At 41.8% G+C, this 23,452-nt stretch carries 30 protein-coding genes and 2 pseudogenes; 14 read left to right on the top strand and 18 right to left on the bottom strand.

Features of this window, described 5'->3' with window-relative positions; genetic code table 11:
• Positions 1-344 precede the first annotated feature (344 nt).
• Positions 345-2,537, top strand: coding sequence for an NHLP family bacteriocin export ABC transporter peptidase/permease/ATPase subunit (locus F7734_RS50760; RefSeq protein WP_243147528.1), 2,193 nt, complete (start codon positions 345-347; stop codon positions 2,535-2,537).
• Positions 2,538-2,792: 255 nt separating this feature from the next.
• Here F7734_RS50760 and F7734_RS50755 read toward each other — a convergent pair whose 3' ends face one another.
• Together F7734_RS50755 and F7734_RS50750 are read right to left on the bottom strand one after the other, a co-directional pair.
• Positions 2,793-3,317 (bottom strand): GNAT family N-acetyltransferase, encoded by a 525-nt coding sequence (locus tag F7734_RS50755; protein ID WP_155751881.1) that lies wholly within the window; start codon positions 3,315-3,317, stop codon positions 2,793-2,795.
• The gene (locus F7734_RS50750) at positions 3,317-3,610 is read right to left on the bottom strand and encodes a DUF1778 domain-containing protein (protein WP_155751880.1); all 294 of its coding nucleotides are present in this window, start codon (positions 3,608-3,610) and stop codon (positions 3,317-3,319) included. The genes F7734_RS50755 and F7734_RS50750 overlap by 1 nt, the downstream gene beginning before the upstream one ends.
• 167 nt (positions 3,611-3,777) lie before the next feature.
• Between F7734_RS50750 and F7734_RS50745 the strand changes: the two genes are divergently transcribed.
• Positions 3,778-3,969: a hypothetical protein gene (locus tag F7734_RS50745; RefSeq protein WP_155751879.1), complete on the top strand. Its 192-nt coding sequence runs from the start codon at positions 3,778-3,780 to the stop codon at positions 3,967-3,969.
• Between the two features lie 287 nt (positions 3,970-4,256).
• On the opposite strand, the gene F7734_RS50740 is transcribed toward F7734_RS50745, so the two are convergent.
• The 3 genes from F7734_RS50740 to F7734_RS50730 all read right to left on the bottom strand — a co-directional run bounded on the left by F7734_RS50740 (position 4,257) and on the right by F7734_RS50730 (position 5,366).
• Positions 4,257-4,496, bottom strand: a complete 240-nt coding sequence (locus tag F7734_RS50740) for a hypothetical protein (RefSeq protein ID WP_155751878.1) — start codon at positions 4,494-4,496, stop codon at positions 4,257-4,259.
• Positions 4,493-4,924, bottom strand: coding sequence for a putative toxin-antitoxin system toxin component, PIN family (locus F7734_RS50735; protein WP_155751877.1), 432 nt, complete (start codon positions 4,922-4,924; stop codon positions 4,493-4,495). The genes F7734_RS50740 and F7734_RS50735 overlap by 4 nt, the downstream gene beginning before the upstream one ends.
• A 145-nt stretch (positions 4,925-5,069) precedes the next feature.
• Complete coding sequence (locus F7734_RS50730) at positions 5,070-5,366, bottom strand: hypothetical protein (RefSeq protein ID WP_166482666.1); 297 nt, start codon at positions 5,364-5,366, stop codon at positions 5,070-5,072.
• Positions 5,367-5,512: 146 nt separating this feature from the next.
• Between F7734_RS50730 and F7734_RS65820 the strand changes: the two genes are divergently transcribed.
• From F7734_RS65820 to F7734_RS50725, 3 genes and pseudogenes are all read left to right on the top strand, one after another.
• On the top strand, positions 5,513-5,647 hold the full coding sequence (locus F7734_RS65820; RefSeq protein WP_279239858.1) for a hypothetical protein: 135 nt from the start codon (positions 5,513-5,515) through the stop codon (positions 5,645-5,647).
• A 99-nt stretch (positions 5,648-5,746) separates the two neighbouring features.
• Positions 5,747-6,562, top strand: coding sequence for a hypothetical protein (locus F7734_RS66500; RefSeq protein WP_347566427.1), 816 nt, complete (start codon positions 5,747-5,749; stop codon positions 6,560-6,562).
• Positions 6,563-6,574: 12 nt separating this feature from the next.
• Positions 6,575-8,485: pseudogene (locus F7734_RS50725) on the top strand (NHLP bacteriocin export ABC transporter permease/ATPase subunit); the annotation flags it as partial.
• A gap of 173 nt (positions 8,486-8,658) precedes the next feature.
• Here the strand turns inward: F7734_RS50725 and F7734_RS50720 are convergent.
• The gene (locus F7734_RS50720; RefSeq protein ID WP_243147527.1) at positions 8,659-8,946 is read right to left on the bottom strand and encodes a toll/interleukin-1 receptor domain-containing protein; all 288 of its coding nucleotides are present in this window, start codon (positions 8,944-8,946) and stop codon (positions 8,659-8,661) included.
• A gap of 659 nt (positions 8,947-9,605) precedes the next feature.
• On the opposite strand from F7734_RS50720, the gene F7734_RS50715 reads away from it, so the two are divergent.
• From F7734_RS50715 to F7734_RS50700, 4 genes are all read left to right on the top strand, one after another.
• Complete coding sequence (locus tag F7734_RS50715) at positions 9,606-10,190, top strand: hypothetical protein (RefSeq protein ID WP_155751876.1); 585 nt, start codon at positions 9,606-9,608, stop codon at positions 10,188-10,190.
• Between the two features lie 174 nt (positions 10,191-10,364).
• The gene (locus F7734_RS50710; protein ID WP_207714405.1) at positions 10,365-10,559 is read left to right on the top strand and encodes a hypothetical protein; all 195 of its coding nucleotides are present in this window, start codon (positions 10,365-10,367) and stop codon (positions 10,557-10,559) included.
• Between the two features lie 391 nt (positions 10,560-10,950).
• Positions 10,951-12,060, top strand: a complete 1,110-nt coding sequence (locus tag F7734_RS50705; RefSeq protein WP_243147526.1) for a sigma-70 family RNA polymerase sigma factor — start codon at positions 10,951-10,953, stop codon at positions 12,058-12,060.
• Positions 12,061-12,248: 188 nt separating this feature from the next.
• Complete coding sequence (locus F7734_RS50700; RefSeq protein ID WP_155751874.1) at positions 12,249-13,451, top strand: hypothetical protein; 1,203 nt, start codon at positions 12,249-12,251, stop codon at positions 13,449-13,451.
• 18 nt (positions 13,452-13,469) lie between these two features.
• On the opposite strand, the gene F7734_RS50695 is transcribed toward F7734_RS50700, so the two are convergent.
• The 4 genes and pseudogenes from F7734_RS50695 to F7734_RS50680 all read right to left on the bottom strand — a co-directional run bounded on the left by F7734_RS50695 (position 13,470) and on the right by F7734_RS50680 (position 15,558).
• Positions 13,470-13,922 carry a reverse transcriptase domain-containing protein gene (locus F7734_RS50695; protein WP_166482665.1) on the bottom strand — a complete coding sequence of 151 codons (453 nt, stop codon included), beginning with the start codon at positions 13,920-13,922 and terminating at the stop codon, positions 13,470-13,472.
• Positions 13,923-14,135: 213 nt separating this feature from the next.
• A complete protein-coding gene (locus F7734_RS50690; protein WP_155751872.1) occupies positions 14,136-14,357 on the bottom strand; it encodes a hypothetical protein in 222 nt (73 codons plus the stop codon).
• An 830-nt stretch (positions 14,358-15,187) separates the two neighbouring features.
• Positions 15,188-15,352, bottom strand: a pseudogene (locus F7734_RS50685) (transposase); the annotation flags it as partial.
• Positions 15,331-15,558 (bottom strand): hypothetical protein, encoded by a 228-nt coding sequence (locus tag F7734_RS50680; RefSeq protein WP_155751871.1) that lies wholly within the window; start codon positions 15,556-15,558, stop codon positions 15,331-15,333. The gene F7734_RS50680 and the pseudogene F7734_RS50685, both read right to left, overlap by 22 nt.
• 258 nt (positions 15,559-15,816) lie before the next feature.
• Here F7734_RS50680 and F7734_RS50675 point away from each other — a divergent pair, with 258 nt between their 5' ends.
• Entirely contained in the window at positions 15,817-16,260 is a 444-nt protein-coding gene (locus F7734_RS50675; protein WP_155751870.1) for a hypothetical protein, read from the top strand.
• A 124-nt stretch (positions 16,261-16,384) separates the two neighbouring features.
• Here F7734_RS50675 and F7734_RS65815 read toward each other — a convergent pair whose 3' ends face one another.
• Both F7734_RS65815 and F7734_RS50670 read right to left on the bottom strand, forming a co-directional pair.
• Positions 16,385-16,510: a hypothetical protein gene (locus F7734_RS65815; protein WP_279239856.1), complete on the bottom strand. Its 126-nt coding sequence runs from the start codon at positions 16,508-16,510 to the stop codon at positions 16,385-16,387.
• Positions 16,507-16,845, bottom strand: a complete 339-nt coding sequence (locus F7734_RS50670; protein ID WP_155751869.1) for a hypothetical protein — start codon at positions 16,843-16,845, stop codon at positions 16,507-16,509. The genes F7734_RS65815 and F7734_RS50670 overlap by 4 nt, the downstream gene beginning before the upstream one ends.
• A gap of 127 nt (positions 16,846-16,972) precedes the next feature.
• On the opposite strand from F7734_RS50670, the gene F7734_RS50665 reads away from it, so the two are divergent.
• The 3 genes from F7734_RS50665 (at position 16,973) to F7734_RS50655 (ending at position 18,289) form a co-directional block, all read left to right on the top strand.
• On the top strand, positions 16,973-17,287 hold the full coding sequence (locus F7734_RS50665) for a hypothetical protein (RefSeq protein WP_347566426.1): 315 nt from the start codon (positions 16,973-16,975) through the stop codon (positions 17,285-17,287).
• On the top strand, positions 17,288-17,641 hold the full coding sequence (locus F7734_RS50660) for a hypothetical protein (RefSeq protein WP_243147524.1): 354 nt from the start codon (positions 17,288-17,290) through the stop codon (positions 17,639-17,641).
• 423 nt (positions 17,642-18,064) lie between these two features.
• Positions 18,065-18,289, top strand: coding sequence for a DUF433 domain-containing protein (locus F7734_RS50655; protein WP_155751868.1), 225 nt, complete (start codon positions 18,065-18,067; stop codon positions 18,287-18,289).
• 72 nt (positions 18,290-18,361) lie between these two features.
• Here F7734_RS50655 and F7734_RS50650 read toward each other — a convergent pair whose 3' ends face one another.
• The 5 genes from F7734_RS50650 to F7734_RS50630 form a co-directional block, all read right to left on the bottom strand.
• On the bottom strand, positions 18,362-19,072 hold the full coding sequence (locus F7734_RS50650) for a hypothetical protein (protein ID WP_155751867.1): 711 nt from the start codon (positions 19,070-19,072) through the stop codon (positions 18,362-18,364).
• A gap of 17 nt (positions 19,073-19,089) precedes the next feature.
• The gene (locus F7734_RS61385; protein WP_166482663.1) at positions 19,090-19,239 is read right to left on the bottom strand and encodes a hypothetical protein; all 150 of its coding nucleotides are present in this window, start codon (positions 19,237-19,239) and stop codon (positions 19,090-19,092) included.
• A gap of 153 nt (positions 19,240-19,392) precedes the next feature.
• Positions 19,393-19,650 (bottom strand): type II toxin-antitoxin system ParD family antitoxin, encoded by a 258-nt coding sequence (locus tag F7734_RS50640; protein WP_155751866.1) that lies wholly within the window; start codon positions 19,648-19,650, stop codon positions 19,393-19,395.
• A gap of 97 nt (positions 19,651-19,747) precedes the next feature.
• Positions 19,748-20,014 (bottom strand): hypothetical protein, encoded by a 267-nt coding sequence (locus F7734_RS50635; RefSeq protein ID WP_155751865.1) that lies wholly within the window; start codon positions 20,012-20,014, stop codon positions 19,748-19,750.
• 148 nt (positions 20,015-20,162) lie between these two features.
• Entirely contained in the window at positions 20,163-20,360 is a 198-nt protein-coding gene (locus F7734_RS50630; RefSeq protein WP_155751864.1) for a hypothetical protein, read from the bottom strand.
• Between the two features lie 528 nt (positions 20,361-20,888).
• Between F7734_RS50630 and F7734_RS50620 the strand changes: the two genes are divergently transcribed.
• The gene (locus F7734_RS50620; protein ID WP_155751863.1) at positions 20,889-21,665 is read left to right on the top strand and encodes a DUF4058 family protein; all 777 of its coding nucleotides are present in this window, start codon (positions 20,889-20,891) and stop codon (positions 21,663-21,665) included.
• A gap of 141 nt (positions 21,666-21,806) precedes the next feature.
• Here F7734_RS50620 and F7734_RS50615 read toward each other — a convergent pair whose 3' ends face one another.
• On the bottom strand, positions 21,807-23,321 hold the full coding sequence (locus F7734_RS50615; protein WP_243147523.1) for an NHLP bacteriocin system secretion protein: 1,515 nt from the start codon (positions 23,319-23,321) through the stop codon (positions 21,807-21,809).
• Positions 23,322-23,452 lie beyond the last annotated feature (131 nt).

Here is a 23,452-nt window from a genome sequence, read left to right as displayed (position 1 = left end):
ATGTTTGAAAAGTCATGATTGATGTATCAAATATTTTTTACCCCACCCTAACCCTCCCCTTAGAAAGGGGAGGGAACTGAATTTCTCTTATTTCCCCCCAATCCATCGGGGGGATTAAGGGGGGTAATAGTGTGATGAAAATGACAGCTAACTACTTTTCAAAAATCCTCTAAGTAAGAGGTGTTCCTAATATTATTTAATCATTTGAAGTATCTAAGTACGTCGATGTTTATCATAGTATGCAGTTGCAACTTTTGAAAAGTTTCTTCTGCTTGTGTTAGTTCGCCAAAGATTTGGGGAAGAATGGCAGAAAGCGCCCCTACCCCCTACCCAGGAGTAACACATTGCTGAAACAGTTATTTAACCAAGTACAACAACCTAAAAAACCCAAAAAGCAACGCATTAGAACGCCTACAGTCTTGCAAATGGAAGAAGTAGAGTGTGGTGCAGCCGCATTGGGTATTATTCTGGGCTATTACGGTCGCTTTGTCCCTTTGGCTCAATTACGTCAGGAGTGTGGTGTTTCGCGAGATGGCAGCCAACCTGCTAGTATTGTTAAAGCTGCGAAAAACTACGGGCTGCGGGCAAAAGCTTTTAAAAAGGAAACTTCTCAACTGGCCCAAATGAAACTACCAGCGATCGCATTCTGGAATTTCAGTCACCTGTTGGTGGTGGAAGGTTTTGAAAAAGATAAGGTTTACTTGAACGATCCAGCCACCGGTCCCCGCACGGTTTCATTGCAGGAGTTTGACGAAGCATATATCGGCGTTGTTCTAGCAATGGAACCGGAACCAGGCTTCCAAAAAGGGGGACACAAGCCGAGTGTTTTGCGATCGCTCCTACAACGCTTGAGTGGGTCAAAGGGTGCAGTAGTGCTGAGCGTGCTGATTGGCTTTTTGCTGGTAGTTCCCGGATTGGTACTGCCTGTTTTCAGTCAGGTATTCGTAGATCAAATCCTCGTGGAAGACCGCACCGACTGGCTGCGTCCATTGCTGTTGGGAATGCTGCTCACAACTATAATTCAGGCATTTCTGTTTTCCCAACAGCGACGCTATCTGAGACATTTACAGATTAAATTAGCTGCCAGTATGTCCAGTCAATTCTTCTGGCATATGTTGAAACTGCCTGTGGGCTTCTATACTCAACGTTTTCCTGGTGAGATTGGTGGACGAGTTAAGCTCAATGACAAAGTAGCGCAGGCAATTTCTGGCAGCATGGCGGAGACCATCATTAATGTAGTGATGACAGTTATCTACCTACTAGTCATGTTTGCTTACAACTGGTTGCTGACAGCAGTGGCTCTTGCCTTGGCGGTTATTAATATTGTGGCACTGTTTGGAGTTGGAGGGTTTTTAGAAGAAGCCTTCATGCAGTGTGATAAGGACTTGGGCAAGTTGGAGGGGGTAGGTATTGCTGGCATCCAAAGCATGGAAACCTTAAAAGCCTCGGCGTTGGAATCAGACTTTTTTGCTCGCTGGTCGGGTCATTTTGCCAAAACAGCCAATACCTATCGAGAAATAGCAGTGTCGTATGAGATCCTGCTAGTGCTGCCAATTCTATTGACCGCATTGACAACTACCCTAGTGCTGGCAGTAGGTGGATGGCAAGTTATGGATGGGCAGATAAGTATTGGGATGTTGGTAGCATTTCAAGCGCTGCTAACAAGTTTCCAAACACCCATCAATCAGTTGATGGGGTTTGGTACGACGTTACCAACCTTGGCGGGTAATATTATGCGGTTGGATGATGTGCTGGCAAATGATACTGACCCGATGTTAGGCTCTGCCTTGTCTACCCCCTCTCTCGACTCCCCCATCCGTTTGCAGGGACATATTGAACTGCGTAACGTCACTTTTGGATATGCTAAGGTCAATAAACCTTTGATTGAAAACTTTAGCTGTACGATTCAACCAGGACAACGGGTGGCTTTGGTGGGAGGTAGTGGTTCTGGAAAATCGACGGTTGCTAAATTGGTTGCGGGGCTTTACGAACCTTGGTCGGGTGAGATTTTGTTTGATGGGAAACTAAGAAATGACATTAAGCGATCGGTTCTTGTTAACTCTGTTGCTACTGTTGAGCAAGAGGTGTTTTTATTTTCAGGTAGTGTGCGCGATAATTTGACTTTGTGGGATACGACGGTAACTGATTCGCAAATTCGCCGCGCCTGTATTGATGCCAGAATTCAAGATGTGATTCTTGCTATACCTGGTGTTTACAATGGAGAACTGCTAGAAGGGGGCGCGAACTTGAGTGGCGGACAGCGCCAACGGTTGGAAATTGCGCGATCGCTGATTCATAACCCCACAATTTTGATTCTGGATGAAGCGACAAGTGCTTTGGATGGAGAGACAGAACAATTTATTTACAATAACCTGCGACAACGAGGCTGTAGCTGTTTGATTGTGGCACACCGCCTCAGTTCGATTAAAGACTGTGATGAAATTGTTGTGCTCGATCGCGGTGTTGTCGTACAGCGAGGAACGCACGACCAATTGATGCAAATGGGTGGACTTTACGCTCTCACTAGTTCATGGTGAGGAAGCAGAAGATAATGAGGAATAATCGCGCAGCTTTGAATGAAACCTATGTTCTTTGACAATACGTCAACAGCATCTGTAGAAGTTGTCGAGGTTCTGAGCCAGAAAAAATATAATAAAGTAAAATAGAAAAGTTATTTCAAATGTTAGTGTATATGAAGAGGCAAGTGATTATTTATCCAGGAGAAGATGGTTATTGGGTAGCTGAATGCCGCAAGCTAAACGATCGAAGTCATTAGTTAAGAAGGTGACACTTTAGTCAGCAATGCCAAGAGCATTTTTTGCATCCGCTATTGTGACCATAAGCGTCATTGGTGCGACAGGCGAAGGCATAAAACCACATTTCTCATAGAACTGTTTTGCTTCTTCAGAAATCGCGTGGACAAGGATAGCTCTGATACCAGCAATGGTCGCTGCTTGCAGGGTACGAAGGACGGCATCTCGTATCAATGCATATCCAATACCTTTGCCTTGCCAGTTTCGATCCACCGCCAGTCGCCCGATCGTCATTACGGGAATTGGGTCTGGCATATTGCGACGGACTCTACCAGGCGCAGTTGCATTTAAGATGCTACCGCTTGCTAGACAATAATAGGCAATAACTTTTTGTCCGCTTGTCACCACATAGGTCCTGGAAGCACCATTGTCTTCATTTTTAAGAGATCGCTTCTTTAACCAGTCATCAAGTTCTTGATTGCCGGACTCAAAATCTTCTAGCTGATGGTCTGGTTTGATTGGTTGAGGAGCCTGCATTAGCTCGTTTTGTTCGCCCGCCACCATTACTCCCACGGTGCTTTTGTAGTCAACAATTGTCGTAGATTCTCATTAGCCAAGGGTGGTGCGTTCAAGAGTTCGACAAACTGCTGGAACTGCTCGTCATCGACTATAAATAACCGACGATCTAATAAAACAGCTTCCGCTTCTCGGCAAACCGTCTCTAGCATGAAATCAGAGCGGTTTTTACCAAGAGCTTCTGCCGCTCGATCGATTAAATCGCGTTGCGCCCGATGTACCCGGATATTAATTGTTACATCACGGGTTTGATTCTCTGATGCAGCAGAATGGGGTTTCATCAATAGAAATCCTTTAACGTCCACACATTGAGTATACGAAGTTTGTATACTCAATGTCAACACAACTTTTAGTTCGCAGACAAATCTGAAAAGTTTTGACCTCATAGAATAAGCTACTACACATACGTTGCCTTTCTTGTCCGGACTAACGGCAGAAAACTACACAGATGGAAGAACTTGAAGGTACTATTGGCGGATTGACGATTGAACTCGTGGGCGGTATTTCCAAACTCCGCACGACAGGGGCGGAGGGAAGAGCCTTTGCTTTCTGGGCAAAGCACTATCAGCAGCAACTCAAGCTGATGCGTGATAATCAAGGGATTGAGGATGCGATCGCCACTTTTAATTTACTAATATAATCAAAAGCTTTTCCTTGGTTAACTTGAAAAAGTATTTCCAATGCCGCAGCCTGTAGATAGCTGTCACCCCGTGAGTTAAATAAAATTTCCCAAGCAATTGAAGCAGCAGTATTGCTTTCCCTGATTGATAACTCTCCTAAGGCAGAAGTAGCAATAAATAATTCATCGCCTAAAGTCAGTTCTCTCAGTGTATCTAACGAAAGGCTGCTGTAGTCTATATCTTCGATTTGTCAGCATCATTAATTCATTAAGTTTTTTAGCTATATTTCTCAGGTTACTTTTTTAAATTATGCTAATTTATCGTAATCCTCCGGTTCAACATCAGGAACTTTGTTCAACACTTGTGTAAATTTTTCCCAACTGCCGCGTGCTTGCTTTGCTTCTATATAATCTTTGGTTGCCCACGCTGATACCTGTGCTGATAAAGCTATGGCAACGAGTTGCTCGATAGGCACATTTTCTTTGGCTGCTAAGGATTCTATTTGTTTGTATAAAGAATCGGGTATTTGTACATTTAAATTAGTCATGGTATTTCTCCTACTTGTTGTAAAAATTCTTTGGGTGTAACAACTTTGATGTCAAATAACGAAGCTGCTTGTAAATCTTTTTGATTATAAGTGATAATAAAATCGGCTTGACATTCAACGGCTAAATCTATCAGAAAATCATCATCAGGGTCTCTCGCTATGGGTCGCCATAGGTAAAAAATATCACATAAGTGAGCGATTGAACAAATTGCTTCTATAACGTCATCAATTTCTTCAAAGGTTAGGTTTAATTGGTCTTTTTCTCGTTTGAGGATTTCTTCGTACTCGAAAACTAAGGTGGTAGAAATATTTAATTGCCAGCGATTTGAATTGAGTATTGCTAATAGTTTGTAAGACGCACCACGTTTGGAGCGTAGACCAGCAACTAACACGTTAGTATCAAGTACAATTTGTATTGGTCTTTTCATGTTTTCATGGTTGGTAGTAAGTAGCGTTGTTTTTAAAATTTGGTAATGTCTGCTGCACTTACTTCTAAGACCTTTGACTCTGTATTCATAGAAAACCTCCTTGTACTTTAAAAACAGCGACGCAGATCGGTATCAATAATCCATGTCATATATCGCCCAAATCCCTCTCGGCTCTTATTTCTTTCATGATTTCCATAAAGTCTGGATCGTCCTGAAAAATTCCTGCAAACTTCATGAGAGGGCTTTGAGAAGTAACTGGTTGTATCGGCATCGGAATCTGAATGATTTCAGCTTTAGCTAGACGCTTCTGTAACAACTGCTGAACTTTTTCGACTGCACCTTGTTTAGTTTCATCACTTATTTGAAGATCGGGAACTTCTAAGACGGTGGCTGTGGTAAAGCCATCGGCTCTACTTTCTAATAAAATATTCCAATTATCCACTTTTATTTACAACCGCGCAAGTTTAACAAGTTAAATTTAGAATACTTTCTAAGTATACCGATTTTCCAAACCTAAGTATAGAACACTAGTTGGCAATCTGACCTTGACTGAGTTGAAGGTGACAAGCCCAAGCGATCGCTCATCGTTTGAGTACGATTCGCAATGCTGACCGGATTTATGTGATTGAAGCGGGAAGAGTAGTTCAGCAGGGGAGGTTTGAGGAATTGGCTTCTCAGGAGGGGATGTTTGCTAAATTGATGGCGAAGCAAGTTCAAATTTAATGGCTTGTGTTAGTTCGCTAAATATTTCGGGAAAAATGACAGAAAGCATAGAAATTAGGAGACAGGGGTAAACTAGTTCATGGTGAGGAGCAGAAGACAATGAGGAACGATAAGCCGGGTACGGCGGCGCTGCCATGCGATCGCACAGCTTTAAATGAAACCAAAGTTCTCCGTCAAGGTGAAGTATTGTTGCTGGATGACCCGCAGCAAGTATGGATGATTGAGTCGGGTTCAGTGGCGGTGTTTGTTAGCCAGCTTCAAAGTGGTAGCTTGCAAGGATCTCGACAGTACTTGTTTACAGCAGAGGTTGGTGAAGCACTGTTTGGATTTCCCACCACTTTCTCGGATTCATCCATATCTGAGAATACCAACGTTTTGTGTATTCTGGCAGTTCCTCTTACAGATTCAACGCTACTGCACTTCCATCGCTCAGAACTCGATCGCAATTCCTTCCCTAGTTCTACTCTGACTGCTTGGTTCAAACAGTTGAGTTCGGTGTTTCATCAAACGGGAATTTTATTACCAGCACCCGAACTGTCGAGTCACACTCCAAAGCAAACTCAACTGACTATTTTAGATAATTTCCACCAAGAGTTTCTGGCTTGTTTGCAAGAAATGGAACAGCAGTCTCAATTGGAAGTTCTTCAACAGTTTCAAGAACGAGAACGGTTGAACGAAAATGCAACTGTAAGTGCGATCGCGGATTTTGTTTCCCTCATATCACCTCAAAAAACTGCCACAGCTTTTGTTGGCGATCCCCTCCTAGCAGTTGCAGGAGCCGTGGGACACGCGATGGGAATTCAGATTAAGCCCCCTGGGAAGTCGGAAAATATGAAGCGGGTGAAGGAACCTTTAGAAGCCATCGCTCGTGCTTCAGATGTGCGAATTCGACGGGTGCTACTCTCAGAACGTTAGTGGCGTAATGATTGCGGTCCTCTGTTAGGTTATCTCCAAACAGATAATATTCCAGTTGCTTTACTGCTCACCGATAAACGCCAGTATGAAATTTACAACCCGATGACTGAGCAGCGCGTGTTGCTCGGCGATCGCACGGCTAAACTGCTGGCTCCCAATGCCTATATGTTTTATCCACCTTTCCCAGAGAAAAAACTGAATCTCCTGACGCTGTTTCAGTATTCCTTGCGCGGTCGAGTCCGCGAGCTGACAACTATTGTAGTCTTAGGAATTGCCGGAGCAATAGCTGGAATGGTTGTTCCCCAGGCTACGGGTATTTTAATTGATACTGCTATTCCCGATGCCGATCGCTCTTTGTTACTCCAGCTAACTCTGGGCTTACTGTCTGCTAGTTTTGGTGTAGCCATTTTCCGATTTGCTCAGGGAGTTAACTTGAGCCGCTTTGAAATCTATTCCATTTTCAGCTTGCAAGCCGCCATGTGGGATCGCCTGCTCAAACTGCGGCTTGCTTTCTTCCGCCAGTATTCGTCTGGAGAAATGCTTTCCCGTGTCAATGCGATTAACCAAATTCGCGATAAGCTGGGTGCAGACAAGTTGGATATTTTGTTCAGGAGTTTATTTTCCCTGTTGAATTTGGGGCTGTTATTTGTTTACAGTCCGCCACTTGCATCTGTTGCTGCTGTTATAGTATTTCTGACTGCCGTCGTCACGAGTGTTGCGGGCTATTTCAAACGTCAGAAAACCACACAGATGGAAGAACTTGAAGGTACTATTGGCGGATTGACTATTGAACTTGTGGGCGGTATTTCCAAACTCCGCACGACAGGGGCGGAGGGACGGGCGTTTGCTTTTTGGGCAAAGCACTATCAGCAGCAACTCAAGCTGATGCGGGATAATCAAGGGATTGAGGATGCGATCGCCACTTTTAATCTGTTACAGTCAAATCTGACCCCTATCCTAATTTTCTGGATGACTGCTAGCTTGTTGAGTGATTCACAAACAGGTGGCTTATCGACAGGAACTTTTTTAGCATTCAATACGGCGTTTGCTAGTTTTATGACAGGGGTGACTACCCTGAGCAATACACTGATAGATATGTTGGAAATTGGGGTGCTGTGGGAACACGCTAAACCAATTGTAGATGAATTGCCAGAGGTGGATTTAAATAAAACCAATCCGGGAAGGCTTTCTGGATATGTCAAGTTAGACCACGTGACGTTTCGTTACAGAGAAGATGGACCGTTGAATCTGGATGATGTGACAATTGAGGCAAAGCCGGGTGAGTTTATTGCTTTTGTTGGTCCTTCTGGTAGTGGTAAGTCTACAACTTTGCGGATGTTATTGGGTTTTGATGTTCCGGAACAGGGTACTGTGTATTACGACGGACAAGATTTATCGGGGTTAGATGTTTCTGCGGTACGCCGTCAATTGGGAGTGGTGCTGCAAAATGGACGCATTAATAGCGAAACTGTGTTTGAAAATATCAGTGGCGGTGCATTGATTAGCATGGAGGAAGCCTGGGAAGCAGCGCGGATGGCGGGGTTTGCTTCTGATGTGGAGAATATGCCCATGGGTATGCATACAGTGATATCGGAAGGGGGTGCAAATTTATCGGGCGGACAGCGACAAAGGTTGTTGATTGCGCGTGCTTTGGTATTGAAGCCGAGGATTATCTTTTTTGATGAGGCGACGAGTGCGTTGGATAATCGTACTCAGGCGATTGTGAGTGAAAGTTTGGATAAGTTGAAGGTGACACGGATTGCGATCGCTCATCGTTTGAGTACGATTCGTAATGCTGACCGAATTTATGTGATTGAGGCGGGGAGAGTCGTGCAGCAGGGGACGTTTGAGGAATTGGCATCTCAGGAGGGGATGTTTGCTAAATTAATGGCGAAACAGGGAAAAAAAAGTTCTGTTGTATAGTATGTTTGCCCCTGCTACAACAGCCCATCTTCAATCTTGAGTCCCGGAACTTGATTAAAATCCTTCTAACCAGAATTCCTTCGTTTGAAAGTGCGATGGCAGCAATTCTCAAATCTCGGCTCACAATTGCCAAAGGTATTGATCAGCTTGATATTTTTTTTCCTCCTCATGGTCTACAAAATTGATGAATTGTAAACCCGTAATTCTAGAGGGACTTTTTCTAGGTTTATTTCCTCTACCAAAATAGGAATAATCCGCTTTTTAAGAGAGAAAGCATGAGAGCTTTCTTTCTGGCAGAACTCCGATTGTAAAGATGCCGTAGACATGAGATAAACGAAATTATCCGCTTCCTCAATGCCTCGGTAAATTGCCTCCTCAAAATCTGACCTTGAGTGAATATCTGTTTTATTTGTCCAGACAGTGAAAGATTTCCGCATGAAAGTTGCGGCAATTTTCTCCATGAATCCCCTTTCTTTTTCTGAGTACGAAAGGAACACTTGGGCCATTAAATTATTGGCGTTCTTAATAATTTCACAAATGAAAGCACAGTGTAAGTTTGTTGCTTCGCAAGGGGAAGGAGAGCGATCGGGTGAGCGCTGCGGTTGATAGAGTTTCAGTAGACCGAAAACTTTTGCGCTCGCCTTGAAAAACAGATTGAAAATCAGAATGCTGTCTAATTAACTATATTTGTGAATATATTTTTTCAGATTTTATAGAAAAAAGATATGATAAGCAAACCTAATAACTGTACGGTTGCTCCTGTGCCTTATCCCGAATCGGGAAATGTACACTTATAAAATAAATGTAAAATTACTAATTTTCCGTAACAATACTGAACCAGCTACTTACTAGCTGCATTTAAACTGGTTTGTAGAAGGCAGGTGGCTCTGATAACTCTGTTGAAATGTGAATCAAATAAGGAAAAAACTATCTCTAAATCGAAAAATTCATAAATTGATTTTGGGAATCGTCATGTATGGTGTATAAACGAAAAGCAAAAAAAGGAGATGTTTGATGTAGATATGTGAGAGAAGAGAAATAATCGAGTTACCGAATTAAAACTTCACTATCATACAAAACTGTTGAAAGGTTCATAAACACAAAAAAAGGAGCAAGCAAGATGGACGTTTATCAATTAGATCAAGGAAACTGGGGAGTTTGTGGGTTTGTGGCTGCCATTCAAGCCGCAGTTGTCAACAAAAAAAGTGGGGTATCTCTCAAAGAGAGCCACAAAGATACATTATATCCCGTGATCGAGAATTTCTGCTCAAGTAACAAAGATATAGAGAAAGAGTTATTAAATTTCTCTGATGTTTTTGGTAAAGCGTTTCATTATGAAAGCATTAACGATGTCCTAAATAAAATGAAAGGAGACGCCTTGATGACGCAAGAAGGGATCGGAATAGCAATGACCGCGAAAGGGATGAGTCGGCTCTGTAAAAGTTTAGGATTAACCAACTCTGATTTTCATGGAACAACAGCAACCACAAACACACTCAATGTAGAAAAATTCCCGTATGTAAACACGATATACGGACTGGGAAAAAAAGGAGGGGGAAATTTTCGTTACGGGTTACTGCACTGGATATATGTAGATTCAACAGGACAAATAATGACTTGGGGAAAGAAGCAAAAAGAAGCGAAAGAAAATATAAAAGCAAACGGTTATGACAAAATAACCCATTATCTACCAGCCCTTACCTGAGAGCGCGTTTCAGCTACGGGGGATCTAACGCGACTACACAGTACAACTAGAGCTTACGCTGCTAGGCTTGTCACGAATCGGTAAATGTACACTTGTAAAATAAATGTAAAATTACTGATTTCCCATAAAAATACTGAAGCAGCAATTAGCAGGCTACATTTAAACTCAATACCCGTGAATGAAATTGCCCCTGAGAACGAGAAACCCTTGTTGAGCAAGGGAGACAAGCTAATAGTTCCAACGGGAATTGTTAACCCACACAACGTATTCTTGAAAATACCACGCACTGCGATCGCCTCTTTTGTTGGCTTTAGCGAGTACCGAAGATTCGGGAAAAATGCCCAAAAGCATTTCATTGAGAGCGTTTGAGAGATTTAACTAAATTCATTCATGGGTATTGCATTTAAACTGGCTTGTAGAAGGCAGATGGCGCTGACAACTTTGTTGAAATAGCGCTAACTGTCCCAAGTTACTAAGTTTTTTAAAGCTCTTCCATCACTTTGGTGAGAGAAAAATCAAAGGTAAAATCTGAACATAAGGCACAGTAAAAAGTTAGGGCTTTAAATTCTTATACAATGCCTAAAACATTGATTCTTATGTAAAGCCTTTCACTGCAATAGTTATAAATATTCTCTGGAGAGAGTGATTAAAGAGCGCTAATCAGATATCCTATCTGACCTAAGCTTTTTATACATTATAGGCTACAAACCAAGTGCATCTTGGTTGATGGTCTATTGCACTCGCAAGTCCATTGAAAAATTTGATACACAATTCATCTACCAAAGGAGTGATGATGGGTACTCAAGTAGTTGCAATCTCCGAAGTGCATAGTTGTACTGAAGATATAGGGACAGCATTTTGGCAGCTATGGGAGCAGAATAAAGACTATCTTTTCCGTTGCTGCATCAAGTGGATGGGTGGAAACCCGATTGATGCTGAAGATGCGCTTAGTCGGGCGATGCTCAAGGCTTGGGAAAAGGTGCAAAATTATGCGGGGAAAATTGCTAATTTTAAGGCTTGGCTGACAAGACTGACTCATAACCTCTGTGTAGATGTTCATCGAGAACGCGATCGCGTTGCGAATAGAGTTGAGAATATAAATACGATTCTAGAGGAACTTGAGCTGGTTTCCTTTGAGGATACGCCCTTAAGTGCAATGGAAACTGGCGAGAAAACAATTGTGATAAGCCGTGCGCTCGCTAATTTACCGACTAGGCTACGCGAGACGTTTATCCTGCACTTTTATCAGGAACTGCCTTATCAAGAAATTGCCCAACAGCAAGATATATCCTATCAGAATGTCTGCAAGCGCATTTCGCAGGTGCGGGCAATTCTGCGTCTTGAGTTGAGGGGATATTTTATCGGGTTGGATGGGACTGATACCGATTTATCGGTTCCATCGGCTGCAACTAAGTCGGCAATGGGGGAAATTTCCAAGGGGAATGCGGGAGTTAAACCGATTGTGGGCGAGACGGTGACATTTTCCGTGGCGGTGGAGGAAGTAGAGAGTGTTGTTGGTGAGGAATCGATTGAGGTAGCGCGATCAGTGCAGCACTCTGAGTCGGCTTCTGTTGCGGCTCCATTTGATGAGAAGTTAGAAGTAATGAGAGATGGTTGTCGGTGCGTTGAGGCGGTGCTGTGTGAAAGGCAGCCTACACCGATTTTGGCTTTGGCTCAATTAGATGAAGAAACTGGAAGTTGGGGGAATTCCTGTCTAGCGGTGCTGAGGATGCAACAAAAGCCTCTTGTGGGGAAAGTTGCGGGAGAATTTATGCTACCTTCTCGCTCTCCTCCTTTGAATTGTCTGCCCTATTTTCAATCCTACGTTAAAAGACTGCCGAAAATGAAGATGAGGGTTCGTTTCTTTTGAGTCAAACTTCCTTAGATCAACCCAAGTTGCTAGTTACAACCTTAAAAATACTAGAATTGCCAAAGTTTTCCAAAATAGGACTACAGCAACGTCTTCTATATAGAACGTGTTGAAAAATAAAATTCAGATTTTAATCAACACAAGTAATTTGTCAAAAATCAATGTATTTTCACAAGGAGTAAAAGAAAATGGCTATCAAGAAAGTCAAACCCGATGAGTTAGACGCGGCGGGGTATGTTATAAAGAGCCACGCCGAGTCCATTAATCAAGTTTGTCAAAAATGTGGAATAATCATCACAATTCGTAAGACAGGTGAGGATAGTTTGAATAGAATATGTGAGGGAAATCCGTGTAAAGGACATGACATTCTTACCAAAACTATCAAACTGAAAAGTTTAGGAAATATAAACCAGGACAGTTATAAAGCATATTTTGGATATGTGGGTCTGTGGGAGGATAAAAACAACGTCGCTATACCTGTTGGAGTCAAAGCATTAGGAGAAAAAAATGAATTAGGAAAACCGATCGTTGAAGATATATGTTTTCGTAACTTTATGCCTGAGAAATTGAAGAGAGTTTTTACAGGAGACTACGATTTACACGATATTTTACAACGTGGAGGTGCAGCCGGCACAGGATCTTTGGTAGAGCCAAAGTCGAAAGTCGTGCGAAATATCCTCAATGCCCAAATCTGGTTTGCTAAAGATATAAGGACTGAGAAAGTGCGATCAGAACCGGCACCGACATTTAGAAGAGAGGAAAAGGCGCGGGGGTATGATAAAGATAGCTACATACAACCATCATACGATATACCGAACATAAACCTCAATGCGACACTAAATAGCGATTTTGGAAAGAAGAAAACATGGGAAAATCCATACGCATTGATCAGACATGGAGCGCAACGAGATTACTGGTCATATGCCATAGAAGAGCGTGAAAAATTTTTCTTTGCCGTCATGAAAATGGATGAGGAACTGGCAGCATTTGTGGGTCAAGATAATTATTATATCTTGGAAACGTTAGCTGATGTTCAACAGTTTTATAAAGACCATAATATACCTCGACCAGTCTCATGGGATAAAAGCATTTCAGAACTGTGGTTAGAGTATGGAAAAATACTGATCAAATCATGGAGCGAGTCGCCGACAGATGAAGAAAAGAAGAAAAATATGATGGTGTATTTGAAAACGTCGTACCTTTCTGATATCGGAGAAATCTCAAAGAGCAACTGGTACAAGACAATAATACCAATGAGCACACAGAATGCAATCAACAAAGAAATGCCAAGTATCGATGTTAATTCTAATTCATATGCAGACACTCGTCGAGCAATAGAAAATGACTTTAAGAGCCTAACAGAACTAAAAAAGAAAGGTTTGATTAAATAACAGTCAACGATCTCGACCTCAACCCTCGACACTCCACTCCTCACCCATCTCCACCAACGGCGAGCGTATTTCCCAATGCAGACTCGCCGTCGCACCTTGCTCGTAAAGCCGGGAAACCCACTGTGCAAACCGTTCCACCGTCACCCGCGCTACCCCCAACCCCTGGAGCGCAAACCGATACCCCAAAAAATCGAACCCCCGTGCCACCTGCCCGATAAAAGTCTTGTCCGGGTGCATCTCCAGCTTTAACCCCGCCAACTCCTGGTTGGTTACCTTAATCGCCCGTCGCAGCGCCCACCGCGTCGGAGCCAGCACCACCCAATCATCCATATAGCAGACATAAAAGCAGCCCATCGCCGCCATCTTGTCGTCCAACAGCTTATTGTACAAAGCACCTATTAGAGGCGACAGGGGACATCCCAGGGAGATCCCCTGTTCGATATCGGTATATCCGCCGCCAAATGAAAGCAACGCAGTGACCAATACAGCCTACGACTCGCCAAGTCTAAATTGACTCCTTCGTAAACATTTATGAACAGTATAAATTAACTCTCGTTCTATCCTTGCCCTAGTGTTGTTTTGGTTTAAAGCAACGTAATCTGAAGCCCAAACAGAAAATTTCAGTAATGCTAGTGTATGACCATTGACATCTTTCTAAGATAGAGGTTAGACTCATTGCGAACATTACAAAGTAAAAAATTGGCAAGAGCGAGAAGCCGCCCATGAAAAGCAGATTCCTATTGCAGGACAGGCAATAGCGTCTGTTAAGTAGATGATGCTGTTGGCGGAATTTCTCAAAGAACCCACCACCTCGAAAGAAATCATCAAAACTATATCTACTAATTTATCCGTTGATACTTCTGCTACTACCACGTCAATGTCTTGGAAATTTACTTCTAATTCCAAGCCATCTTCTCATCCCTAAAGTATTCTTAATAACCTCCGTTTGAGGATTCAACCTTTTTGCCAATCGCCAGTAAGGGACTTCCAAAATATGAATGGGAGAAAGTATGGACTGCCAAAATAACTTGTACAGAAGACGCACGTAAGAAGGTAATGCGTTAAGCGAAGCTCTACCGAAGGTAATCGCTGATATTTCTGCTTTGTCTGAGTTTGACCCAAAGAGTGCAAGATACAAGTCTATCGATCTGGATTTTATTAAGTATAAATACTGAGGTTGATGGCAGATTACTTTATTTATACTATTTGGTTGAATGGTCATGGCTCTAACAACGAATGTTGATAGTTGCAATAACCAAGTAGTTAAATTCACATCTTGCACTTAGAAAAGTAAATGTCAAAACTATGACTACGTGCTAAAAGAATCATTTCTTCAAGGTCAAGTAAAACAAGAGACACAAGTATTTTTGGAAGGATGGTGAGGAGTGCATTATAGGCGGCTTCGCCCCACTCGGGTAAAGCCGCGATCGCCTAACTCTGGATAAAATCGAACCTTAATTATTTTTACTTCCCCAGACTGATGAAAGAGCGCTACGAATGGTTTCTAACTCAAGCACAGGGAACTTCAATGATGTCGCTGCTTTTTCCATTATGTTGTTGCCAGAGTGTGGCATAGAGTCCTCCTTGTTGAATTAAATCTGTATGGCGACCAGTAGTAACGATACACCCAAAATGGTTCTTCGGCTACTTTTATGGAGAATTAATAGTAAAGTTCCATGAAATCTGTCAGCCGTTATATTAGCGTTTGGCATTAATTCTTCTACTAAATTTTTCTAAGGTGACCAGAGATCAATACTGACTTCTTCAATTTTTTTAAGTACTTCAATTCCTCACGATCCAAGAACTTCACGAATTTCTTCTACTCGTCTGGATTCGACTATTTCAATCTGTTTACGGGTGTCTAAATCTACGAGTACTGCTAAATAATTCCCTTGTCCTTTTTTTCTAACTTGATGCTCCCTATGAGATGAGCGCGATAAGCGGAAAAGGGGGCGATCTCATCCCCTCTTCCCCAAGTTCCACCAGCCGCGATCGCACCAGAAGGCGATATACCTAGAAATGGGACAGCTTCGGCAGCTTCGGCACGGAGTTCGTCAACCCATCTATTTAGTCTGACTCTCTGGGTATGGAATGAGGTTAAAGGCAACCAACCAGATGTTGGATGAGTTAATGTTTTTCTTGTTTCTTCTCTTTTAAACTGAATAATGTGAACAGTTTTGTCATATCACTATAACTCGCTTCTAAGTCTAAGTAATTTTCCGTCATGGCTGCATTAAATTCGGCGAGTGGGGCGTTATATATTCCTGCGTTGCTGTCGAAGATCGGTAAGCGTTCAGGGGGTAGAAGGGCGATCGCCAACTGGGGCAGTATTGGGAGCACGTGGGCAGAGGTATGAGGTAAACAAGTGAGTGGGAATTCCCTAACCGTAAGGGGTGCGATTGCCTCCGGCACGCTTCGCGAACGCCAACTGGGGCAGTATTGGGAGCTATACGTTTTGTGGTTGCTACCGATTCTAGGATTGACTTCCATTGCCTTCGTTTTAGAAGCCTACTTTTTAGGCTTAACAGAAGGAGAGACTGTCCGTAATGTGAGCTTAATCGCCTTTCTCATAGGATTTGCACCTACAGTTATTGCTGCTTATCAGCTTCACAGCAATCATATTTTGTGGTTGGCTTTGTGTTTATTCCTGGCAGGAAGAATAGTTGGTTTTGGAGTGCAGTTACCAAGGACTTTTAAGACTAATATAGAGGCTGGTCATCTTCCAGCTTTAGAAACATCTTGTAACTTACCCATGAGTTTTGGAGAAGAGCTTGCTCAAGAAATCATAACTCCAAATTTGGAAGTTTAAGGATTTTTTCCCTCTTTTTAATCTTTTTAAGCTGCGGTGTAAACTCAGGAAGGATTGAAGGTAGCGTGAACCCTCAATGCGGGTACATTCAGAGCCATCGCATTCCAACCCACCGTGCTAAAGTTTAATTTCTTCGTATGTCAACTATCTTCGCCGGAATATCGCAAAGCTGTCGTAAGGCACCTCGCATCAACAACGCTCCAGAGGGCGATCGCAAAACTTTATCTGTATCAAATATCTGACGACTCACACAATGCCCTCACAGCGATCGTCTAATTCCCTTTGAGCCTGCATCTCTGCCACAAACTCATCAAACTGCGGATCGCTTGCCCACATAAGAGCGAATTCCATCCAAGGATGCAACTCTTGCTGCGAAGAATCCACCCTTAAAGCAATCAACTCCCCTCGCGACTGTTTACCCATTAAATACTGTCGCAACATTTGGATCGCCTCATCTCGTGTTGTTCCAACCCCCTTGGCATCAGACCAACCGACTACGCTTGCGATCCAATGATTTTCCCGCTCCAATTCAATCAACACTGGATAACTAGGTGGCAGCGAATGATCCCACGACAAAGCCTGCATAATGTTATTCTTATCTACATACTTTGCTTCATTGTAACGTTTATTTATAATTAAACTGATGGTGTTGGTATTGGGCTTCGTTACGGTAAGCTCAACCTATGTTCTAAAACGATAGTATAACAAGGGTGTGAGCAAGTTGCACGGAGAACAAATATTTTATAGAGGGGGAGATCAGTTCATAGCAAAACTTAACGAAGTAAAAATCGATCGAAACACTGGTTTTGTCAAACCAACTAATGGTATTTCTGTTCATCTAGACCCTAATAAAGTTCGGCGGTTTGGAGGAGCTTATAAAATTATTTCCTTGCCCAATACGTTAACAATGATACAACGAGGGCGCGACCCACAGCATTATGAAATTGTTCCTAATGAAGCAAATTTGTTAACATTTGAACAATTTAACTCCGAACTCAGAAAAATCCAAGCAATTAAGGAGGAATAGATGATGGATACTGACTATCCAAGGTTAACCTTTAAATATGGGTGGGACGATAGAGACGATGAAGAAACCTTGATGAAAGGGTATAGAAGCGATGGCATTGTTCAGAGTTCAGAGGGGGAAAGATATCCCGTTTACTTCATCGATCCTATTCGCTTACAGCAAGACTTGGAAGCAGAAGAGGAATTGGGGTCTGCTTTCTTGGCTCAACCCGGATTAATTATCTTACCCGAAGTTACCCGTGAAGCGATGGAAAATGTGGTGAGACAATTGTGGGAGCAAGGTTACTTTGAGTTTCTTAAACCTTTAAAACCAGAGGTAGAAGAAGCTCAAGAAAAAACAAGGGCAATTGCCTAAATAATGCTTATATCTTTAATCGCTCGCTCACCGTTTAACAATGGTTAAAAAAATGGATTGCTCAGATTTAACTTTTCAAGGTATGAGCGAACCGAAAGACCTGCGTAGCATAAACTTCGCGGGTCTTTTCCAAGGTGTGTTTAACAACGAATACCTTCATTGTTGATCGGTCTTGCTCTGAAATGTGATGTGCGAGCGCACTCTAGTTCGTCTGCTATAATACAAGTCCGCTTTGGTATTAAAATCAGGGCAAGGAAAAAGTCTCAGCGTTAGATTTTAACAAAGCTGGATAATTGCTTACCCCGAAATATTGAGAGATACTGCTATTCATTGTTTATATAACCGCGATTACGAACATCACAATTCATTAATTTCAGTAATTGTGAGCTAGGATTAAGAAGTCCTTGTATAGCACAAATATTTATGTCTTCAACGCTGCGTGTTGTGCATAGCGATCCTGATATATTAGGGGGAACACCTGTTTTTATTGGCACTCGTGTACCAATTCAAACTTTACTGGACTATTTGGAAGCAGGTGACTCTTTGAATGAGTTTCTCGACCATTTTCCTAGCGTAAGTCGCGCTCAGGCAATTGCCGCCTTAGAATTAGCAAAGGAAATGCTGATTGCGTATGCAAATCCTACTTGATGAATGTGTACCAAAGCCACTTAAACGCGAACTTATTTCATACGTCGTCCAACCTCAATTTCTCAGCACTGATTAGCTAGCTTTAGTAGGGTGATATTCGATCGCTAACCAAATACAGTCTGTATCGGCATAGTATTGATGCCAAGGATAGACATATTTCTGATTTTCCTCAACCTGGCAAAAAGGAACAGATGTGGTATAGCCCGGACTCATTAACACATCTTCATAGAGTGAGTTAAATGCTTTCACTTTAAATTTTTGCATTCTTCCTTGACCAAAGATTTGGGTATGAAGTTCAATAAAGTCATGCTGGTTATGGATGGTACAATCAGAATTAGAAGGAGCAAACCATAAGTTAATCTTAACGGAAAACCTTTCTTTTTGGTGAAACGTACTCGATTGTTTGGTCATCAAATACGGATCGAGTTCTACGATTCCCGCCTCATCCTTGGGAGAACGCCACAGTGGTACATCTTTAGGAAAATTATCAAGATTACCTAATAAGTTCCAGTTCTGTTCAGAGATGATATTGCCAATGTTGTTAGTTTCAAGCATTTCAAGCAAAAGTAAAGATTCTGCTTTTTGGATCATGGTATCTTTGAGAATAGTGGATGAAAAAGCGGGAATAATACTGGCAGGAACTTCACTGAGGTGAGCATCTGAAGCTTGGGGATTGATAACGATAGTACGGTTTTGAATGGGATAATTTTCCACGTTTTCCACGTACTTCGCATCTATGAAAGCACCTGAAAAATTAAGCCATTTGATTTTGTTGACTTCCATTTGTTTTTGAGATTGAGTTAAACGACAGATTGACGGGACTGTAGCTGCTGCGATCGCACTAGTACTTCTCTAGCTGTAATTAGTCCGTGTAGGCGGACTTGGTTTGTATAGCTGAGATTACGAACATCGCGGGCGTGTTTTTTCCAAATTAGGCGCAAGTCTTTCATAACTTCTCCCCATATTTGGAAAATCAGCAACTAACTTGCATTTTTTGCGAATTTCATCGAAAAGCTTGCTAGCAGCTTTAGAGTTAGTGCGAGCAATATACTCACAAATTTCATCTAAATCTTGGATTGCTTCATCCGAAAAAGAATAACTGCTCACTCGCCCGCCTCTTCAACAACACAGCGAATTTTTTCTTGTAATCGAGCAAAAACTATTTCACCATCCGTTACACGTCCTGCTTTTATTTGTTCTGTGCCTAAAGCTATTTTTCTTTTTAATGCTTCCAACTGATGAACTCGTATTTCTAACAATTTAACAGCTTCATTCATCACTTCATCTACACTAGTAAATTGACCGCTAGCAATTTGCGTTTGAATAAACTGTTCGGATTCGGGCTTTAAGTTAACATTCATATTTTTAACCATTAGTGTAACATCATGTACTATCGACTACTTCCTAAACTCTCGCTGCATAGGGATTACTCCCTTTCCGTTCTAAAATTACTTGGCTTTACTCTTTGATATTATCATTAATTAAGACCTCATATAAACGTTCATTAAGTTCTGCATCAACTTTACTAACATCCTGCCATTCTTGACTGAAGTGAACCAACCTTTTCGCTTCATCTAAAAAGATTTTTTTAATTTCTTTTAGTAGAACAATCGACTGAGTTTTTGAACATCCATGTTTTCTTAAAAAGCTAAGGATAAACTCTAAATTTTTACCTTCTGCTAGCATATGCCAAGAAGATTCAACTAATAATTTTGGACTTTCCATCAATTTTCTCCTAATTTTATCTTCAAATTTTTGTGAGTTCGATATCTATAGCCACATTTTTTCCTAAATTAGCCCCACTAACTCGTTTCCCAGTAATTTGTAACCTTTCAAACCCAGTAGCTTTTACCTCTTGTAGCAATTTATTTTTTTACTCTAGTACTTCTCTAGTTGATAATTCAAGTCTCCGAACATCTTTTGGAAAGATAGATATATTTTTAAGCTTAAGTGTTTTTCCTTCAATACTTACCTCTGCTGCAACTTCCAAAGAACCTTTAGAAGTTACAAATTCTTTTAAAAGAACTTCTTCATCCCCAAAACCACTAAAATTACTAGGATTGTTCTGCATTATGTAACAGAATACCTGTAATAAAATTTATAAGAGGCAATTTATCAAAATGGGTGCTGTCATTATTATAATTAGGCGATCGCAGCACAGTATAAAGAAAATTAACGAAAAACCTTATTTATACATCAAATGCATAAACTAAGTTTTTTGTCCATTTAGTTTTGGTTACGAGCAACAAGCGTATGTACGAACAGTGCATTTAGTAGCTGTACATCGAATATTGTCAGAAAATGGTTTAATGGATAGCGATAAATTTAACCGTTCTTTAAACAAGGTAGCAAGCTAAGTAGGTAGGTGGGAAAAAGCAAAACTATGTAAAGGTTTGTAAACACGGCTAAAACCTTACAAATGACTAATGACCAATGACAAATTACGATCTTGACTAGTTAGCTTTAATCGTGCTGAATTACTCAGTAGTAAGCTCAATTGAAGAACTATTCGCAACAATAGCGCTCTGGAGAGCGCAAAACTCTAAACGTAGAATTTATATACTAGAAGAGTCAAAACTTCCGAACACATGCCTATTTTATGCCGTCTCCATTTCCGGGAATGAACCCTTATCTTGAAAATCCCGAATTATGGCCAGAAGCCCATCATCGATTGATTAGTGCGATCGCTAATGCAATCGAGTCAAACCTGAGCCAAGACTACCGGGTGGCAATTGAGAAGAGAGTTTATACCAGCGTACCGGAAGATGCGGTATTAGTTGGGATTCCCGATGCATCAGTGGTATCCAAGTCCAGTAGTCGTCAATCTACTATCACCCTAACAACTGTATCCGATTCATCTATCACTGTCATGCTACCAATTCCCGAAGAAATTCGAGAAAGTTATCTAGAAATTCGGGATATTGCAACAGGAGCAGTCATTGCAGCCATTGAGGTTTTATCTCCAACGAACAAGCGTCCCGGTAAAGGACGCGATACTTATGAAAAAAAACGCAATGCTGTTTTAGAAAGCGCAACCCATTTGGTGGAGATAGATTTATTGCGGGAAGGAACGCCAATGGTAATGGTAGGTAACGTTCCTCAGTCACACTACCGAATTTTAGTCAGTCGCGCTCCACAACGTCCGAGAGCGCAACTTTATGCGTTTAATCTTCAGCAAACGATTCCTACGTTCCCACTCCCGTTAAAGCCAAAAGATGCAGAACTGTCAGTCGATTTGCAAAGCCTGCTCTTGCAAATTTACAACCAGGCGCGGTACGATTTAGCGATCGATTATCACCAAGACCCAATTCCACCTTTACAGGAAGCAGACCTCGCTTGGGCAAATGCGCTTTTGCAAGCAAAGAGATTGCGGTAGTTTGTTACCCCCTACCCCCTACCCCTACCCCTACCCCATTACTGAAGTCCACTCCACTCACGCAAAAATGGTAGCAAGAATGTAATTGGTGCTTGTTCTCCACTTTCACCCGTACTGCTGTTGTCGTTCCCGGCGTCAACTTCATACCGGTCCTTTGGATGACGACCACTTATAGCCACTCACATTGCCTGTGTGTGGCACTAACTCAGCAGTAACCTCCACTTTAGCAGTCTTACTCGTCAGCGTATCTGCTAATTCTGCATTACCCACCTTTGCTGCTGCTCTTGTTGACATAACTGGGTAAGCAGATACAGATTTTACTCTTGCAACAATACCCCCAAATCGCTCTCGTTTAACAGTATCCGGGGTAATTTGAATTTGCATTCCCGGTTTAATACGCTTGCCATCTTTGACATCAAAGTAAGCTATCCCTGTTAACTGAGGTGTTCCTGGTGCTTGAGTTTGCAATGTACCAAGCCGAGTACCGGGATTCACAACTTGTCCGATCGCACTACTTACTTCCAAAATACAACCAGATTGTGGTGAGCGAATCAAACTACGCTCTTTAATTTGCTGTTCCATTTGAGCAATAGTGCGATCGACCTCTGCAATTTCATTTTTCCTAGTAGTGGATGCTTGTAAATTATCTTGTTCCAAGCGCTTGCTTCGAGTCTCTAATTCTTGTAGCTGGGCTTGAAGCTCGGACATAGAAGAGCGATTTTCTCGAAAAGATTTTTCAATTGCAATCTTTTGGCTGTTAAGTTGTTGCAATTGAGCTTGAAAATCGGAAATGGAAGAGCGATTTTCTCGAAAAGATTTTTCAACAGCAATTTCTTTACTATTTAACTCCTTTAACTGAGCTTGAATACTAGAAATTTTATTGTGATGTTCTCGATAAGCATCTTCCGCCTCCAAAACTAGATCTGTAGGAATTGCGCCTTGAGTTAGAAGTTGCTTTCGAGTTTCTAACCTCTTTTTCAGCACTGGCTCTAACTCATAAACATCCTGAAGACGTTCTTTAAGAGCATTTCGTTGCTGTCCAATTGCGCTTAACTCTCGTTCTTTTGTGACTGAGGCTAGCGTTTTTGTATCTTGAATGCGTTGTTGTAGAGTTTGGCGTTGCTGTCCGAGAGTCATTAATGCTTGACCCTTTAAAACCCCAGAAGTGGCTTGAACATCTTGCAGACGTTGGTTCAAACTCGAACGCGTGGCTACAATCGCCTCTCGTTCCACTTGCGTGCGTTGTGCTTGAAGTACATTACTGTTAGCGGCTTGTGCTATCAACTGCTGACGTTTAGCTTGTTGGAGTTTGAGTTCTTCTTTTAACTCAGTCGGTTCGACAGTCGCCAAGAGTTCCCCTTTTTTCACGCACTGGTTATCCCTAACCGATAGAGTCTCTAACTGTCCTGCAATTGGTGATTGTAGCTCTACAACACGTTGCGGCGAAATCAGTACTCCCATCCCCGTTACAGTGACAGGAATTCTACCAACAACACTCCAAACGAGTGCGATCGCTGTAAATCCACCCACTGCTATTACCGGGATAAAGTCTTTGGGTTTGACCACTTGCATAAGTTGGTCAAGGCGTTCTGGAGAAGCAAGCTGTTCTAAAGATTGCTTTTGTATCGAAGTATCATTTGTATCAGATGCAGTCATAGGATTTTGGATTTGAGATTTTGGATTTTGGATTAATCAATTTTGGATTAATCAATTTTGGATTTGAGATTTTGGATTTTGGATTAATCAATTTTGGATTAATCAATTTTGGATTTGAGATTTTGGATTTT

Source organism: Scytonema sp. UIC 10036 (assembly GCF_009725235.1).
The sequence above is the reverse complement of the archived record's forward strand: the minus strand, read 5'-3'. Positions and strand labels throughout refer to the sequence as shown.

Bases quoted from the DNA above. Each gene is read 5' to 3' on its own strand.
- F7734_RS50750 (WP_155751880.1), bottom strand. From the start codon at position 3,610: ATGAAACCCCATTCTGCTGCATCAGAGAATCAAACCCGTGATGTAACA.
- F7734_RS50745 (WP_155751879.1), top strand. From the start codon at position 3,778: ATGGAAGAACTTGAAGGTACTATTGGCGGATTGACGATTGAACTCGTG.
- F7734_RS50640 (WP_155751866.1), bottom strand. From the start codon at position 19,650: ATGAATGTTAACTTAAAGCCCGAATCCGAACAGTTTATTCAAACGCAA.
- F7734_RS50650 (WP_155751867.1), bottom strand. From the start codon at position 19,072: ATGGAAGTCAACAAAATCAAATGGCTTAATTTTTCAGGTGCTTTCATA.
- F7734_RS50655 (WP_155751868.1), top strand. From the start codon at position 18,065: ATGTCTTCAACGCTGCGTGTTGTGCATAGCGATCCTGATATATTAGGG.
- F7734_RS50735 (WP_155751877.1), bottom strand. From the start codon at position 4,924: ATGAAAAGACCAATACAAATTGTACTTGATACTAACGTGTTAGTTGCT.
- F7734_RS50755 (WP_155751881.1), bottom strand. From the start codon at position 3,317: ATGGTGGCGGGCGAACAAAACGAGCTAATGCAGGCTCCTCAACCAATC.
- F7734_RS66500 (WP_347566427.1), top strand. From the start codon at position 5,747: ATGAGGAACGATAAGCCGGGTACGGCGGCGCTGCCATGCGATCGCACA.
- F7734_RS61385 (WP_166482663.1), bottom strand. From the start codon at position 19,239: ATGAAAGACTTGCGCCTAATTTGGAAAAAACACGCCCGCGATGTTCGT.
- F7734_RS50620 (WP_155751863.1), top strand. From the start codon at position 20,889: ATGCCGTCTCCATTTCCGGGAATGAACCCTTATCTTGAAAATCCCGAA.
- F7734_RS50635 (WP_155751865.1), bottom strand. From the start codon at position 20,014: ATGGAAAGTCCAAAATTATTAGTTGAATCTTCTTGGCATATGCTAGCA.
- F7734_RS50715 (WP_155751876.1), top strand. From the start codon at position 9,606: ATGGACGTTTATCAATTAGATCAAGGAAACTGGGGAGTTTGTGGGTTT.
- F7734_RS50670 (WP_155751869.1), bottom strand. From the start codon at position 16,845: ATGCAGGCTTTGTCGTGGGATCATTCGCTGCCACCTAGTTATCCAGTG.
- F7734_RS50740 (WP_155751878.1), bottom strand. From the start codon at position 4,496: ATGACTAATTTAAATGTACAAATACCCGATTCTTTATACAAACAAATA.
- F7734_RS50660 (WP_243147524.1), top strand. From the start codon at position 17,288: ATGATGGATACTGACTATCCAAGGTTAACCTTTAAATATGGGTGGGAC.
- F7734_RS50630 (WP_155751864.1), bottom strand. From the start codon at position 20,360: ATGCAGAACAATCCTAGTAATTTTAGTGGTTTTGGGGATGAAGAAGTT.
- F7734_RS50700 (WP_155751874.1), top strand. From the start codon at position 12,249: ATGGCTATCAAGAAAGTCAAACCCGATGAGTTAGACGCGGCGGGGTAT.
- F7734_RS50720 (WP_243147527.1), bottom strand. From the start codon at position 8,946: ATGGAGAAAATTGCCGCAACTTTCATGCGGAAATCTTTCACTGTCTGG.
- F7734_RS50615 (WP_243147523.1), bottom strand. From the start codon at position 23,321: ATGACTGCATCTGATACAAATGATACTTCGATACAAAAGCAATCTTTA.